Annotated in this window: 15 protein-coding genes; 4 read left to right on the top strand and 11 right to left on the bottom strand. The window is 73.3% G+C overall.

What is annotated here, in order from left to right; translation table 11 throughout:
- Positions 1–105 precede the first annotated feature (105 nt).
- The gene (locus ACXJKF_RS20225; protein WP_456789524.1) at positions 106–984 is read left to right on the top strand and encodes an alpha/beta hydrolase family protein; all 879 of its coding nucleotides are present in this window, start codon (positions 106–108) and stop codon (positions 982–984) included.
- A gap of 46 nt (positions 985–1,030) precedes the next feature.
- On the opposite strand, the gene ACXJKF_RS20230 is transcribed toward ACXJKF_RS20225, so the two are convergent.
- The 7 genes from ACXJKF_RS20230 to dapE form a co-directional block, all read right to left on the bottom strand.
- Positions 1,031–1,663, bottom strand: coding sequence for a hypothetical protein (locus ACXJKF_RS20230; RefSeq protein WP_456789525.1), 633 nt, complete (start codon positions 1,661–1,663; stop codon positions 1,031–1,033).
- A 2-nt stretch (positions 1,664–1,665) separates the two neighbouring features.
- On the bottom strand, positions 1,666–3,258 hold the full coding sequence (locus ACXJKF_RS20235) for a leucyl aminopeptidase family protein (RefSeq protein ID WP_456789526.1): 1,593 nt from the start codon (positions 3,256–3,258) through the stop codon (positions 1,666–1,668).
- A 2-nt stretch (positions 3,259–3,260) separates the two neighbouring features.
- A complete protein-coding gene (locus ACXJKF_RS20240) occupies positions 3,261–3,428 on the bottom strand; it encodes a DUF3117 domain-containing protein (protein ID WP_013772033.1) in 168 nt (55 codons plus the stop codon).
- Between the two features lie 168 nt (positions 3,429–3,596).
- A complete protein-coding gene (locus ACXJKF_RS20245; RefSeq protein ID WP_456789528.1) occupies positions 3,597–4,859 on the bottom strand; it encodes a hypothetical protein in 1,263 nt (420 codons plus the stop codon).
- Entirely contained in the window at positions 4,856–5,764 is a 909-nt protein-coding gene (folP, locus tag ACXJKF_RS20250) for a dihydropteroate synthase (protein ID WP_456789529.1), read from the bottom strand. The genes ACXJKF_RS20245 and folP overlap by 4 nt, the downstream gene beginning before the upstream one ends.
- Complete coding sequence (locus ACXJKF_RS20255) at positions 5,761–6,582, bottom strand: LOG family protein (protein ID WP_456789530.1); 822 nt, start codon at positions 6,580–6,582, stop codon at positions 5,761–5,763. The genes folP and ACXJKF_RS20255 overlap by 4 nt, the downstream gene beginning before the upstream one ends.
- A gap of 69 nt (positions 6,583–6,651) precedes the next feature.
- On the bottom strand, positions 6,652–7,740 hold the full coding sequence (dapE, locus tag ACXJKF_RS20260; protein WP_456789531.1) for a succinyl-diaminopimelate desuccinylase: 1,089 nt from the start codon (positions 7,738–7,740) through the stop codon (positions 6,652–6,654).
- Between the two features lie 44 nt (positions 7,741–7,784).
- Here dapE and dapD point away from each other — a divergent pair, with 44 nt between their 5' ends.
- Positions 7,785–8,744, top strand: a complete 960-nt coding sequence (gene dapD, locus ACXJKF_RS20265) for a 2,3,4,5-tetrahydropyridine-2,6-dicarboxylate N-succinyltransferase (protein ID WP_456789532.1) — start codon at positions 7,785–7,787, stop codon at positions 8,742–8,744.
- Positions 8,741–9,619, top strand: coding sequence for a hypothetical protein (locus ACXJKF_RS20270; protein WP_456789533.1), 879 nt, complete (start codon positions 8,741–8,743; stop codon positions 9,617–9,619). Before dapD ends, ACXJKF_RS20270 begins: the two co-directional genes overlap by 4 nt.
- Here the strand turns inward: ACXJKF_RS20270 and ACXJKF_RS20275 are convergent.
- The 3 genes from ACXJKF_RS20275 to fdxA all read right to left on the bottom strand — a co-directional run bounded on the left by ACXJKF_RS20275 (position 9,616) and on the right by fdxA (position 12,589).
- The gene (locus ACXJKF_RS20275; RefSeq protein ID WP_456789534.1) at positions 9,616–10,923 is read right to left on the bottom strand and encodes a citrate synthase; all 1,308 of its coding nucleotides are present in this window, start codon (positions 10,921–10,923) and stop codon (positions 9,616–9,618) included. The two genes, ACXJKF_RS20270 and ACXJKF_RS20275, sit on opposite strands and share 4 nt — an antisense overlap.
- Positions 10,924–11,121: 198 nt before the next feature.
- On the bottom strand, positions 11,122–12,252 hold the full coding sequence (gene dapC, locus ACXJKF_RS20280; protein ID WP_456789535.1) for a succinyldiaminopimelate transaminase: 1,131 nt from the start codon (positions 12,250–12,252) through the stop codon (positions 11,122–11,124).
- A 10-nt stretch (positions 12,253–12,262) separates the two neighbouring features.
- The gene (gene fdxA, locus ACXJKF_RS20285; RefSeq protein WP_028050935.1) at positions 12,263–12,589 is read right to left on the bottom strand and encodes a ferredoxin; all 327 of its coding nucleotides are present in this window, start codon (positions 12,587–12,589) and stop codon (positions 12,263–12,265) included.
- Between the two features lie 84 nt (positions 12,590–12,673).
- Between fdxA and ACXJKF_RS20290 the strand changes: the two genes are divergently transcribed.
- Positions 12,674–12,946, top strand: a complete 273-nt coding sequence (locus ACXJKF_RS20290; protein ID WP_456789536.1) for a hypothetical protein — start codon at positions 12,674–12,676, stop codon at positions 12,944–12,946.
- Here ACXJKF_RS20290 and ACXJKF_RS20295 read toward each other — a convergent pair whose 3' ends face one another.
- Positions 12,947–14,698, bottom strand: coding sequence for a VanW family protein (locus ACXJKF_RS20295; RefSeq protein ID WP_456789537.1), 1,752 nt, complete (start codon positions 14,696–14,698; stop codon positions 12,947–12,949).
- Between the last annotated feature and the right edge of the window lie 408 nt (positions 14,699–15,106).

Here is a 15,106-nt window from a genome sequence, read left to right on the forward strand (position 1 = left end):
TAGGTTGCGAAACCGACCGGTCGGTTTGTGTCGTAGAGGAGGCAGTTCCCACCCATGCCCCGCGAGTCACCGGTCGGCGGGGCACCATCGAGAGGACACAACGACGTGACATCTCTGACCCAGTGGCGGCGCACCGCCACGACCGCCGTGCTCAGCGCCACCCTCGTCGTCGGCGGCATCGCCGGCATCAACCCGGCCGCAGCCGCGGACAACCCGTACCAGCGCGGCCCCGACCCGACGCGGTCCAGCATCCAGGCCGCACGCGGGTCGTTCGCGGTCTCGCAGACCTCGGTCTCCCGGTACGCCGTCAGCGGCTTCGGCGGCGGCACCGTCTACTACCCGACCGACCAGTCCCAGGGCACGTTCGGCGCGGTCGTCGTCGCCCCCGGCTACACCGCCCGGCAGTCGAGCATGGCGTGGCTCGGGCCGCGCATCGCGTCCCAGGGCTTCGTCGTGTTCACCATCGACACGATCACCGTCTACGACCAGCCGTCGTCCCGTGGCGACCAGCTGCTCGCGGCCGCCGACTACCTGACCCAGCGCAGCGCGGTGGCCGGTCGGATCGACGCCACCCGCGTCGCCGTCGTCGGCCACTCGATGGGCGGTGGCGGGACGCTCGAGGCCGCCAAGGACCGCCCGTCCCTCAAGGCGGCGATCCCGCTGACCCCGTGGAACACCGACAAGACGTGGCCCGAGGTCAGCACCCCGACCCTGGTCATCGGCGCCCAGAGCGACACCGTCGCGCCGGTCGCGTCGCACGCGAAGCCGTTCTACCAGACGCTCCCGTCGTCGACGCCGCGCACGTACCTGGAGCTGCGCGGCGCGAGCCACTTCGCGCCGAACAGCTCGAACACGACGATCGCCGAGAACTCGATCGCGTGGCTCAAGCGGTTCGTCGACAACGACACCCGCTTCACGCAGTTCCTGTGCCCGACCCCGTCCGGCACCGCGCTGTCCGAGGCGAGCTCCAGCTGCCCGTTCTGACCTGACCGGGCACCCCGCGCCGTCGCCAGAGCGGCGCGGGGTGCCCTCAGCTCCGAGCGAGCCAGTCGCGCGCGAACATCGAGCGCGCCGGCGGCCTGGCCACGGTCTCCCGGAACGGTCGCGACACCCCGACCGGCACGTCCTCGGCGACCCACTCGAACGCCCCCAGCGTGGGGTGCCTGGCGAGCCGGGCGGCATCGTCGGGCGCGAACCCGACTGCCTTGTGCAGCAGGATCTCCTCGAGCACGGGCGCGTCGTGCAGCCCGGTCAGCCCGGTCAGTCCCTTGAGCGAGCCGAGCTCGACCCGGCGGAGCCGGCCGAGCGGGGCGAACGACGGCAGGGTCTCGACGCGCGGGAGCCCGTAGAGGCTGAGCAGCTCCAGCGACGTGAGCGTCGGGACCACGGCGAGGTCGGTCACGCCGCGGACCTGGTTGACCTGGAGGTACCGCAGCCGCCGGCACCCCTCTGCGGGTGCGACCGAGACGCCTGTCCCGCCGCGCAGGTCGAGGTACTCGAGGTTCGGCAGGGACGCGAGCAGCCCGTCGGGAACCTTGACCGCCCACAGGGTCAGCGACCTGACCGGCTCCAGCCACGTCGCATCCGCCGGTCGCAGCGTGGCGTGGTCCAGCCACAGCTCGTCGGCGGAACGCCAGTCCGCCTGGTCCTGGGCCCCCGCCATCCTCAGCGCAGGTCGTCGAGGTAACGCAGCAGCAGTCGGGCCCCGAAACCGGTCGCACCCTCGGTGACCTCGTGCTTGTCCGACGTGGCACGCGCGGGGCCGGCGATGTCGAGATGGGCCCAGGTGCGCGTCCCGACGAAGTGCCGCAGGAACAGCGCCGCCGTGATCGAGCCGCCCCCGATGTGCTTGTCGACGGGCACGTGCCGCAGGTCCGCGACCTGCGAGGACACGGCCTCCTCGTACTCCTCGACCAGCGGCATGTGCCACGCCAGCTCGCCGGACGCGTCACCGGCTGCAGCGAGCGCGCCCGCCAGGTCGTCGTCATCGGAGTACAGGGCGGCGTACTGCTTGCCGAGCCCGAGCGAGGCCGCGCCGGTGAGCGTGGCGACGTCGATGAGCACGTCGGGGTCGAGGGTGGCGTCCGCCCAGGCCAGCGCGTCGGCCAGGACGAGGCGGCCCTCGGCGTCGGTGTTCGCGACCTCGACGGTGGTGCCGCCCCACATGGTCAGGACGTCCCCGGGCCGGTACGACGCGCCGCCGAAGTGGTTCTCCGCGAGCGGCAGCACAGCCGTGACCCGGTGGGCGACACCCGCGGCAGCAGCACCGAGGACGGTGGCCAGCGCGACGGCGGCGCCCGTCATGTCGGTCTTCATCGGGACCATCGCCTCGCGCGGCTTGATCGAGATGCCGCCCGTGTCGAACGTGATCCCCTTGCCGACGACGACGACGTGCCGGCCACCTGCGGTCGGCGGCGTCCAGGAGACGGTCACGAGGCGCGGCGACGAGGCAGAGCCGGCACCGACGGCGAGGATGCCGCCGAAGCCCTCGGCCGTGAGCTCCCGGGTGCTCCGGACGGTGACCTCGAGCCCGGCCCGGGTGGCCAGGCGCTTGGCCTGGTCCGCGAGCCAGGCGGGGGTCTTGGTGCTGGACGGGGTGGTGGCCAGGTCCCGGACCAGCCACGTCGCCGTGGCGGCCGTGCGGCCTTCGGAGACTGCTGCGGCGGAGCGCATGCCGTCGCGTCCGAGCAGGACGAGCTCCGCGGCGTCGCGCGACGGGCCGTCCGCGGTCGATGCGGTCGGCGGGACGTAGGCGGCGAGCAGGTAGCCCTCGGCGACGGCCCGCGCAGCCGTGGCGGCGGCCGAGTCGTCCTGGTGGGCCTCGGCGCCGAGCGTCGTGACCACGCGGCGCAGACCGCGGGAGGACCGGGCGAGGGCAGCACCGRCACGCCGCAGGTCCACGGGCCGGCCCGCACCGACCCCGACCAGCACCAGGCGCGGCGGGAGCCCCGACCACGGCAGGGTGACGGACGAGCCGACCGGCCGGGGGAGCTGCAGGACGTAGATCTCGCCCGCCGCACCGCTCAGCCGCGCGCGCTCGCCGATCTCGGCCAGGTCCACGCCGTAGCGCGCCGCCGCCTCCGCCGTGCCCTGCAGCGGGCGCAGCGCATCGTCACCCGCACGTGCGGGTGCCACGGGGACGGCGACCGCGTCGGTCGACCCGTCGGTCAGCAGCGTCGTCGTCGCGATGCTGCCACCGTCGACCGTCACCTCCGGGGGGAGGCGACCGATCGACGATCTCAGACTGGTCCGTGCCATCGTCAGCTGACGACGGACGTCAGAGCCTCACCCAGCTCCGCGGCCTCGGTCGCGTTGAGCTCGACCACCAGCCGTCCACCGCCCTCGAGCGGGACGCGCATCACGATGCCGCGCCCCTCCTTCGTGACCTCGAGCGGGCCGTCACCGGTCCTCGGCTTCATCGCGGCCATGCGGGGCCTCTCCTTCGCTCGTGCGTCCGGCGCGCGGCTCGTGGGGGCGTTTTGGCGCACCACACGTCGGCCTCGTCTACCGGTTGTCCGCGGTCCATCCTAGTTCACCTGAGGCCCCCCACCTGTCCGGATGCCGGTCAGGCCCACCGATCGGACGTACGTCCAGGATCACGGTGGCCAGTCCGCCACCGGGTTGGCGTGCCACATCTGCCGGACCCACAGCACCTGCAGCCCGAGCATGAGCACGACGACGGCCCCGAACCACCAGCGCCGTGCCGCCGGAGGCCGCGTCACCACCCCCGCGGTCACGGCCGCGAGCGGGAACGCGAGCAGCAGGAACCGCGCCAKGCTGCTGCCCGGCTCCACCACGGCGGCGATGTACACGATGTAGGCGGCCGCCCAGGCGTGCAGCTCCCTGCCCAGGCGCCAGGCGGCCGGCACCACGAGGACCGCGACGACGAGCGCGAAGGACAGGCCCACCACGAGCAGCGCGCGGGACCCGAACCAGAACTGCGGCACGTAGAACCAGCCCCCGAACGGCGCGACCTCACGGACCCCGCGCCACGCCTCCTGCGTCTGCAGGTACGCGTCCGGCACCCCCGTGACCCAGCCGCAGATCGCGGGCCACAGGAAGCCCGACGCGGCCGCCAGCAGCGCCAGCCCTGCCAGCCCGGTCCCCGTGCGCCAGGTGAACGTGTCCTCGCCACGGCGCGCCGACCACCAGCGCACCGCGGCGTGCACGACGACCACCACCGCCATCGGCAGCGCGACCGCACGCGTGAACCCCAGCGCGACGACGACGAGCGCCATCCACCCGTAGTCGCGCCGCAGGAGGAGCAGCAGCGCGCTCGCGACGAGGAGCAGCGCCAGGGCCTCGGTGTAGGCGACCTGCAGCACCGCCGCCGTCGGGAAGACGCTGACCAGGGCAACCGTCGCCAGCGGGAGGCCGGGCCGGGCAGCGATCGCACGAGGAGCGCCGCGCACGACGGTCCGGTGGATGGCGAGCACTGCGCCGGCGCCCAGGACGAGGGCGAGCAGCGGGGCGACGACCTCCCACGGCCCGCGCGTGACGATCATGAGGCCGCGCGCCAGCATCGGGAACAGCGGGAAGAAGGCCCAGGCGTTCTGCTGGACCAGACCGTCCGCACCCACCGGCAGCTGCGCCGGGTAGCCGTTCTCGGCGACGTTCTTGTACCAGGACCCGTCGAACATGAAGCCGACGTACGGGAAGTAGCCCGGGTGCTCAGGCGTCCACGGGTTCTGCTCCTGGAGGCTCGCGACCCACAGGAACACCGCCGCCGTGAACAGCCGCGCGGCGCCGTACACGAGGAGCACCTGCACCCACCACGGTCGGCTCACCGCCCACGCCCACAGGCCGGGCGCCCGCTCGGCCTCCGCCGGGGACTCCTCGACCTCCTGCACCTCGCTCACGCCAGCCCCCTGACCGTCCGAGCCGGGGGACGGTCCCCGCGGATGGTGGCGACCATATCGAGGGTGCGCCGGGTCGCGCGCACGTCGTGCGCCCGGAAGACCCGGGCACCGAGCCACGCGGCGACGGTGGTCGCGGCGAGCGTGCCCTCGAGCCGCTCCTCCGCCGGCAGGTCGAGGGTCTCCCCCACGAAGTCCTTGCGGGACAGCGCCATGAGCACCGGGAAGCCGAGCGCGACCAGCGCCTCGGTGCGCCGGACCAGGTGCAGGGAGTGCCACGTGTTCTTGCCGAAGTCGTGCGTCGGGTCCACCAGCACGCTCGCTGGGTCGATCCCGAGGGACACCGCCCGTGCCGCGGCCGTCGAGAGCGTCCGAAGGACGTCGTCGACCACGCCGTCGAGCGGGTCGCCGCCGTCGGGCGACGCGTACTCCACGCGGAACGGGTCCGTCCGGGGCCGCGCACCACCCGTGTGCGAGCACACGATCCCGAGGCCACGCTCGGCGGCGACCTCCATCAGCGCGGGGTCGTGACCGGCCCAGGTGTCGTTGATCAGGTCCGCACCCTCGTCGGCGGCCGCCCGGGCCACCTCCGCGCGCCACGTGTCGACGCTGACCACCAGGTCCGGATGGCGCGCCCGGACCCGCCTGACCAGCGGGATCACCCGCGCGATCTCGTCGGCGGCCTCGACGCGCGGTCCCCGGCCGGCCCGCACCCCGCCGAGGTCGACGATGTCCGCGCCCTCGTCGACCGCACGCGCGACGGCCTCGTCGGCGGACGCGTCGTCGAACCGGGCGGCGGCGTAGAACGAGTCCGGCGTCCGGTTGACGACAGCCATCACGGCCGGGCGGTCGGGCGCGATCCAGCGTCCGCGCAGGCGCAGCTGCGCACCGACCGGCGGCGTCGTCACCGCGACGAGCCCTCGGCGGCCTGCTGCGCGCGTGCGGTCGCCGCGGCGGCGGCCTGCTCCTCGGCACGCAGCTGGGCACCCCGTTCGAGCACGATGTCGACGGCCTCCTGGGCGGTGTCGACGACCTTGAGCAGCTCGAGGTCGGCCGTCGAGATCATGCCCCGGGCCAGCACCGCGGTGCTCACCCAGTCGATGAGGCCCTGCCAGTAGTCGCGGCCGACCAGCACGATCGGGAAGCTGATCACCTTGTGCGTCTGCACCAGGGTCAGGGCCTCGAACAGCTCGTCGAACGTGCCGAAGCCGCCGGGCAGCACCACGAAGCCCTCGGAGTACTTCACGAACATGGTCTTGCGCGCGAAGAAGTACCGGAAGTTCACGCCGAGCTCGACGTAGTCGTTCATGCCCTGCTCGAACGGCAGCTCGATGCCGAGCCCCACGGACAGGCCGCCGGCCTCCAGCGCGCCCCGGTTGGCGGCCTCCATGATCCCCGGGCCACCGCCCGTGATCACCGCGTACCCCGCCTCGACCAGCAGGCGCGCGACCTCGATCCCGATCGCGTAGTCGGCGTGGTCCACCGGCACCCGCGCCGAGCCGAACACGCTGACCGCCGGGCCGACCTCCGCGAGCGCCCCGAAGCCCTCGACGAACTCGCTCTGGATCCGCATGACCCGCCACGGGTCGCCGCGCAGCCACTCCGCGTCGCCCGCACCGCTCAGGAGGCGCTGGTCGGAGGTCGTGGTGGGGATCTGCTGGCCGCGCAGCAGGACCGGGCCCTTGCGGTACCCGTGACCCGGGGCGGACACGCCGTCGTCGCTCATGGCCCCGACTCTAGGTCGACCTGGCGGGCACGGACGCGCGGTTCTCGCCGTCGACGCCCGCCGTTCACCTCAGGCGGTCAGCCAGTCCCGCAGCGCCGCGTGCACCACGGTGATCTGGCCGACGACGCACCGCTCGTCGTCCTTGTGCGCCAGCAGCGGGTCCCCCGGGCCGAAGTTCACGGCGGGCACCCCCAGCTCGGAGAACCGGGCGACGTCCGTCCAGCCGTACTTGGCCGCGGGCGCCCCGCCGGTGATCGCGAGCACGGCCTGCGCGAACTCCTGCGCGAGCGGGTCGTCGAGACCGGGCCGCGCGCCGGGTGCCGCGTCGACGATCTCGACGTCGTACCCCTCGAACAGCTCGCGCACGTGGTCCGACGCCTGCTCGACGCTCGCCGACGGCGCGAACCGGTAGTTCACCGTGACGACGCAGGCGTCCGGGATGACGTTGGCGGCGGTGCCGCCCGAGACGAGCACCGCGTTGAGGCTCTCCCGGTAGACCAGCCCGTCGACCTCGACCTCCCGGGGCGTGTACGCCTCGAGCCGGCGCAGCACCTCGCCGGCGGCGTGGATGGCGTTGCGGCCCATCCACGCGCGCGCCGAGTGGGCGGCGACGCCCGTGAGCCGCACCTCGGCCCGCAGCGTGCCGTTGCAGCCGCCCTCGATGCCCCCGTTCGTCGGCTCACCGAGGATCGCGAAGTCGCCCGTCACCCAGTCCGGGTGCTCCCGCACGATCCGGCCCAGGCCGTTGAGGTCGGCGGCGACCTCCTCGTGGTCGTAGAACACCCACGTCACGTCACGGGTCGGCTCGCTCAGCTCCGCCGCGAGGGCCAGCTGCACGGCCACCCCACCCTTCATGTCGACGGTGCCGCGGCCCCACAGCTCCGCCTGCGCACCTTCCCCGACGAGCCGGGTGGGCAGGTTGTCGGCGATCGGCACGGTGTCGAGGTGACCCGCGATCACGACGCGCGACGCCCGCCCGAGGTTCGTCCGGGCGACGACCGTGTCACCGTCGCGGAGCACCTCGAGATGGGCGTACCGCGCCAGGGCCGTCTCGACCGCGTCGGCCAGCGCACGCTCGTCGCCACTCACCGACGGGAGGTCGCACACGGCGCGGGTGAGCGAGACGAGATCCGACGAAAGGTCCAGGGCCGTGTCCACGACGCGACCCTAGCCCGTCCCCGTGGTGACCTAGGGTTGTCGCCATGACTGCACGGACGGCTGCGCGACCGGCTTGGGGATACGGCCTGGCCACGGTGACCGACGACGGCACCCTGCTCGACGTCTGGTACCCCTCCCCCGCCCTGGGCTCGCCCGCCGACGACGCCGCAGCGCCGACGTCGCTGACCGCCTCCGAGCGCGTCGACGACGCCCGTGGCGTCCGCGTGGAGGTCGTCCGCACGGTGATCGACCTGGACGCCCCGCCGGCCGACACGGCCGACGCCTACCTGCGGCTCCACCTGCTCTCCCACCGCCTGGTCCCGCCGCACGGGCAGAACCTCGACGGGCTGTTCGGGGTCCTCCCGAACGTCGTGTGGACCGACCGGGGACCCTGCGCCGTCGACGGCTTCGAGGAGACGCGCGGCCGTCTGCGCGCCGCCACCGGTGTCCCCGTCACCGTCTTCGGGGTCGACAAGTTCCCGCGCATGGTCGACTACGTCCTGCCCTCCGGCGTCCGGATCGCCGACGCCGACCGTGTCCGCCTGGGTGCGCACCTCGCGGCGGGGACCACCGTCATGCACGAGGGCTTCGTCAACTTCAACGCCGGGACGCTCGGCACGTCGATGGTCGAGGGCCGTGTCTCCGCCGGGGTCGTCGTCGGCGACGGGTCGGACATCGGTGGCGGCGCCTCGATCATGGGCACCTTGTCCGGCGGTGGCCGCGAGGTCGTGTCGATCGGCCGGCGCACCCTGCTCGGTGCCAACGCCGGGGTCGGCATCCCGCTCGGCGACGACTGCGTGGTCGAGGCCGGGCTGTACGTCACGGCGGGCACGAAGGTCGCGCTGGTCGGGTTCGAGGACTCGCCGCGCGTGGTCAAGGCCCGTGAGCTGGCCGGGCGCGACGGGGTGCTGTTCCGCCGCAACTCGCTGACCGGCGGGGTCGAGGCCGTCGCCCGTGCGGGTTCCGGCGTTCAGCTGAACGCCACGCTGCACGCCAACGAGTGAGTGCTCGACGCCGGCGTGCGCGCCGGGCCGGGTTAGCCGTCGTCGCGGCGGCCACGGTGCTCGTCGCCGGCGTCGTCGGCGTGGTCACCGTCCTGTCGCGCCTCGACCCGGCACCACCCGCCGCGCAGCAGTGCGTGGCGGAGCTGGACGGGACCGGGTGGCGGCTCAGCCCCGACCAGGCGCAGAACGCCGCCCTGATCGCGGCGACCGGCGTCCAGCGCGGGCTGCCGGCCCGTGCGGTGACGATCGCGCTGGCCACCGCGCTGCAGGAGTCCCGGCTGGTGAACGTGGACTACGGCGACCGCGACAGCCTCGGCCTCTTCCAGCAGCGTCCGTCGCAGGGCTGGGGCACCGCGGAGCAGGTGCAGGACCCGGTGTACGCCACCGGACGCTTCTACGACGGCCTGGTGACGATCGAGGGCTACGAGAACCTGCCCATCACCGAGGCGGCGCAGGCGGTGCAACGGTCGGGGTTCCCCGACGCGTACGCGCAGCACGAGACGCGCTCACGCGCGTGGGCGTCCGCCCTCACCGGCTGGTCCCCCGCCACCCTCACGTGCCGGCTGGACGACGCGGACCCGGCGACCGCCTCGTCCGACGCGGTCGCCGCGCGAGTGCACCGTGACCTCGGCGGCCTGCCCGTCGTCGCGGACGACACCGGGGCGCTGCTCGTCGACACGTCGGCGTTCGGGGCGCCCGAGGACCGCAGCCGCCTCGACTGGGCGGTCGCGCAGTGGGCCGTCTCCGTCGCCGAGCCGCTCGCGGTGACGTCCGTGGCCGTCGCCGACCAGGCCTGGGACCGCGTCGAGGGCACGTGGGCGCCGACGGAGACCCCCCTGCCCGCGGGGACCGTCCGGCTGACCCTCGCGGGCTAGCGGGCGTCCAGCTCGGTGTAGTCCCGCTCGACGGCCCCCGTGTAGATCTGCCGCGGGCGGCCGATCTTGGTCTGCGGGTCCGTCATCATCTCGCGCCACTGCGCGATCCAGCCGGGCATGCGGCCCAGCGCGAACAGCGGCGTGAACATCTCCTCGGAGAAGCCCATCGCCTTGTAGATGAGGCCCGTGTAGAAGTCGACGTTCGGGTACAGCTTGCGGGAGATGAAGTACTCGTCGGAGAGCGCGATCTCCTCGAGGCCCATCGCGAGGTCGAGCAGCTCGTCGTTGCCGCCCAGGGCGGACAGCACGGAGTCTGCGCTCTTCTTCACGATCGCCGCGCGCGGGTCGTAGTTCTTGTAGACACGGTGCCCGAAGCCCATGAGGCGGACGCCGGGCTCCTTGTCCTTGACGCGCTTCATGAAGTTCGTGGCGTCGCCGCCGTCGGCCTGGATCTCCGTGAGCATCTTCAGGACGGCCTCGTTGGCGCCGCCGTGCAGCGGGCCGGACAGCGCGTTGATGCCGGCGGCGACCGACGCGTAGAGGTTGGCCTGGCTGGAGCCGACGATGCGCACCGTCGACGTGGAGCAGTTCTGCTCGTGGTCGGCGTGCAGGATCAGGAGCTGGTCGAGCGCCGACACGACCACCGGGTCCGCCTCGTACTGCTGGTACGGCACCGCGAACGTCATCCGCAGGAAGTCCTCGACGTACCCCCGCGAGTAGTCGGGGTACAGCAGCGGCTCCCCCTTGGACGCCCGGTGCACGTACGACGTGATGGTCCGCGTCTTGGCCAGGATGAGCACCGTGGCCAGCTCGACGGTCTCCGGGTCGAACGGGTCCAGCGACTCCGGGTAGAACGTGGACAGCGCGTTGATCGCCGACGCCATCACGGCCATCGGGTGCGCGTGGCGCGGGAACGTCCCCATGAACGTGCGAAAGTCCTCGTGCACCAGCGTATGGCGGTTGACCCGCTCCTCGAACGCCTCGAGCTCGCTCACGGTGGGCAGCGCGCCGTGGATGAGCAGGTACGCGACCTCGAGGAACGTGGAGTGCTCGGCCAGCTGCTCGATCGGGTACCCGCGGTAGCGCAGGATGCCCTGGTCGCCGTCGATGTACGTGATCTGCGACTCGCACGAGGCGGTGTTCATGAAGCCCGGGTCCACGGTGACCTTGCCCGTGTCGCGCAGCAGCGAGGAGACGACGATGCCGTCGTTGCCCTCGGTCGCGGTCACGATCGGCAGGTCTTTGGACTGTCCGTCGACGATGAGCTGGACCGGCTGGTGAACCGCAGTGACGACGTCCGACATGGTGTTCCTCTCCTGCGACTCCCGGATGACGGGGATGACCCGCGGCGTTCGGTCGTCGGCGACTGCGCTTGGTGGGCCTGCTGGGCCAGCGCGTGCGTGCCCTCGTTGGCGTGGATCGACGGTACCCGCGCGAACCGTTCCGTGACCAATCCTCGACGAGGCGTTGGGACTGCTGTGACGACGATCACACCCGGTGGTTCAGGCCCCCGAGAGCCGGGCCGCGGCCTCCGCGATGCTGTCGTCCGACGCGGTCAGCGCCACGCGGACATGCTCGGCGTCGCCGTAGAAGGCACCCGGTGCCACCAGGATCCCGAGGCCGGCCAGGTCGGCGACCGTGGCCCAGCTGTCCTGACCGCCGGACTCGGGGCGCACCCACAGGTACAGACCGGCGTGCGAGCGGTCGACCGCGTACCCCGCGTCCTCGAACGCCGCACGCAGCACGCGGCGACGGCGCCCGTAGACGGCCCGCTGCGCGGCGACGTGCTCGTCGTCGGACAGTGCCGCGGTCGTCGCGGCCTGCACCGGGCCGGGCACGATCATCCCGGCGTGCTTGCGCACCTCCAGCAGCTGCGCGACGAGCACGGGGTCCCCCGCGACGAACGACGCGCGGTACCCCGCGAGGTTGGACTGCTTCGACAGCGAGTACACGGCGAGCAGGCCCGTGAGGTCACCACCGGTCACCCGCGGGTCGAGGATGCTGGGCACCCCGTCCGACGCCCACGGCTCGTCCCACGCCAGCTCGGCGTAGCACTCGTCGGACGCGACGACGACGGGACGGTCCGACGCGCGCGCCGCGTCGACCACCGCACGCAGCTGGTCGACGCCGAGCACCGAGCCGTCCGGGTTGCCCGGGGAGTTCAGCCAGACCAGCCGGACGTCGTCGGCGCCGGCGAGCCTGCCCGCGGGGTCGTCGGTCGGCTCGGGCGTCGCGCCCGCCAGCCGCGCCCCCACGTCGTACGTCGGGTAGGCCGCCGACGGGTGCAGCACCACGTCGCCTGCCCCGAGGCCGAGCAGCGACGGCAGGAACGCGACCAGCTCCTTCGAGCCGACCGTGGGCAGGACCGCCGCGGGGTCGAGCCCACGGACGCCGCGCCGCCGTGCGAACCAGTCGACCACCGCCTGCCGCAGCGCCAGGGTGCCGTGCGTCGTCGGGTACCCCGGCGAGTCCGCCGCAGCCGCCAGCGCCTCGCGCACGAGCTCCGGCGTYGGGTCGACGGGCGTGCCGACGGACAGGTCCACGATGCCGCCCGGGTACGCGCGGGCGCGCTCCGCGAACGGCGTCAGGGTGTCCCAGGGAAAGTCCGGCAGGCCGCCGGTCAGCAGACCCATCCGGCGGGCGTCAGTCGCCGTGCACGCGCAGCGGGAGCGTCGCGATGATCGGGTGGTCCTTGTCGATCTCACCCATCTTCGCGGCACCGCCCGGCGAGCCGAGGTCGTCGAAGAACTCGACGTTCGCCTTGTAGTACTCGGTCCACTGCTCCGGGACGTCGTCCTCGTAGTAGATGGCCTCGACCGGGCACACGGGCTCGCACGCGCCGCAGTCCACGCACTCGTCCGGGTGGATGTACAGCGACCGCTTGCCCTCGTAGATGCAGTCCACGGGACATTCCTCGATGCACGCCTTGTCCTTGACGTCCACACAAGGCTCGGCGATCACATACGTCACGGTCGGTCCTCCACAGGCCAGGGGTGCTCTTAGTATCGCTCACATGCGCAGCCCCGTGACGCGGTGTCCATCACAGGGACACCTGTGAGCACCGGCGGCTGGCGCAGCTGGTCCCCCGGGGTGCGCGTCGTCGTCCGTCGGCTGCGCGACGACCTGCCCGAGCCGCACCCCGATCACCCCGACCTGCGCGCCCCCCGGCACACCGACGTGCTCGGCGAGCTCATCGCCGTCGACGACGACGGCGTCCTGGTGCGGACCCGGCACGGCGACGTCCGGGTCCCCGCCGACGACATCGTGCTCACCAAGCTGGTCCCGCCCGCACCCGTCGACCGGCGTCACCGGCCGACGGGCGCCTGACTACGGCGTGGCGGGCGGCGTCGCCGTCGGCGGCGCCCCGCAGATGACCTTGTTCTGCGGCTTGTAGCGCCAGGAGTTCGACTCGGTCTTCTCCAGCGCGCCGTTCAGGTACGTCTTGCGCGTCACCGTGACGGAGAAGCCCGGGTTGCCCGCCGACTGCGCCTCGCACGTCGGCGACTGCGAGTACACCGTCGTCGGCGCGACCACGCCAGAGCGCGGGCTGGTGATGGAGTCGACCGTCCAGTGCTTCGTCCCCCAGACCCGGACGTACACGCGACCGTCGGAGACCCACGCCTGCACCAGCGCACCGTAGGGCGTGTTGTTCTTCCACCGCATGTCCAGCGTGCCGGTGAAGATCGTCGCCTCACGGCCCTCGGGGTACCGCGCGAACCACTCGCTGTGCGGGCGGTGCTCGATGTCCTCGAAACCCGCCAGGAACGCCGCGTTGTAGGTGGTGGTCGAGACCTGGCTCAGACCGCCGCCCCACGCGTCCGTGTGCTCGCCGCTGACGATCGCGCCGGCCTCGACGTACCCGTGCGCGGCGTCGATCGGACCGAGCGCCTCCGTCAGGCTGAACGTCTCGTCCGGACGGATCAGCGTGCCGCTGATCTTGCTCGCACCGTTCGTGATGTTCACCGTGCGACGCGGTTCGCTGTTCAGGGGCGTCGAGAACTCCGACACGATCTCCTTCACCCCGAGCGCCTCGAGCTCGGCCGTCGACTCCGACGGGTCCGCCTGGACCAGCTCCACCGTGGCCGTGCGGTCGGGCGCCGCGGTCGCCGCGGCGACGGTCGTGGCCAGGGCCGCCGGGTCCAGCGACGTCCCCGGGATGCCGGGGACGATCACCGGCGCGTCGTTGACGAACTCGAAGTGCGCGTCCGCCGACTGGGTCAGCAGGTCCGGCAGCTGCGCGAGGACGACCTCCGTGAGGCCCTCGCCGTTCATCTGCAGCACCAGGCCGCCGTCCACCGGCACGAACGACGCGTTCGCCGCCAGGGTCGGCGCGTCGAGGAGGGCGCTCTGCCCCGCCACCGAGACCGTCACCGGAGCCGACGTCACCTGCCGCGCCTCCACGAGCGCGGCGTCCGTCTCCTCCTGCGTGATGTCGGGCTCGACCGTGGCGGTCGGCAGCTCGAGGGGTCGCGCAGCCACCAGCCAGTCGTCCGCCAGCACCTCCGCGGCACCCGCCTGGTCCAGGTTCCAGCCGTCCACCGCAGCGGTCGACTGCGGCGTCGCGTCGACGAACACGACCGTGCCGTCCACCGGCGCGAGCGCCAGCGAGGCCCCCAGGTCACCGATCGCCGCGGACAGCGCCTCCTCGTCGACCGACGTCACCGGATCCTGCGCGCCGACCCCGGCGAGGTGCGCCCAGAGCCGCGACGGGTCCGCGAGGTCCACGCCCGTCAGCTGGTCGACCGTCGCCTGCGAGTCGAACGTGAGGCCGGCCGCCGTCGGGTCCACGGTCGCCTGGACGTCGTTCGCGACGACCTCGACAGGCTGGGTCGTCGCGTCCGCCAGCTCCTCGTCCAGCCGCGCGACCGCCTCGTCCGACGTCAGCCCGCCGATGTCCACGCCCGCGACCGTCGCGCCCCGGGGCACGCGGTCCGCCAGCGCGTACGACGCGCCGACGTACACCGCGCCCAGCACGAGGACGATGACGCCCGCGATCAGCAGACGCTTGGGCCAGCGCCGCTTGCCGTCCTCCGCCTCGAACACGTCCAGCGGGGACTCGCTGCGCTCCGACGGCGGCACCGGACCGGACGAGATCGGCGACTGCGTCTTCGGTTCCGGTGGGGTCGTCGGTCGCGGCTGGACCTGGGGCCGGGCCGCTGCGGCGGTCGGGGCGGCAGGTGTCGCGGCCGTGGCGGATGCCGCAGCGGCGGCGGCGGCCGCAGCGGTGGCCGCTGCCGCAGTCGGTGCGGCTGCCGCGGGAGTCGCAGATGCCGCAGGGTTCGCGGATGCCGCGGCAGCGGCGGGAGCGGCAGCGGTCGTGCCGGCAGCGGGTCCGGCAGCGGCTGTGCCAGACGTGGGTCCGGCAGCGGTTACACCGGCCGCGGGTGCGGGAGCGGTTGTACCGGCCGCGGGCGCGGCAGCGGCTGTGCCGGCTGCGGTCGCCCCGGCTGCGGCCGCCGTGGCCGCCGCCGTCGCGCCCGGCGAGAC

It is taken from the genome of Cellulomonas sp. P5_C5, assembly GCF_054049655.1.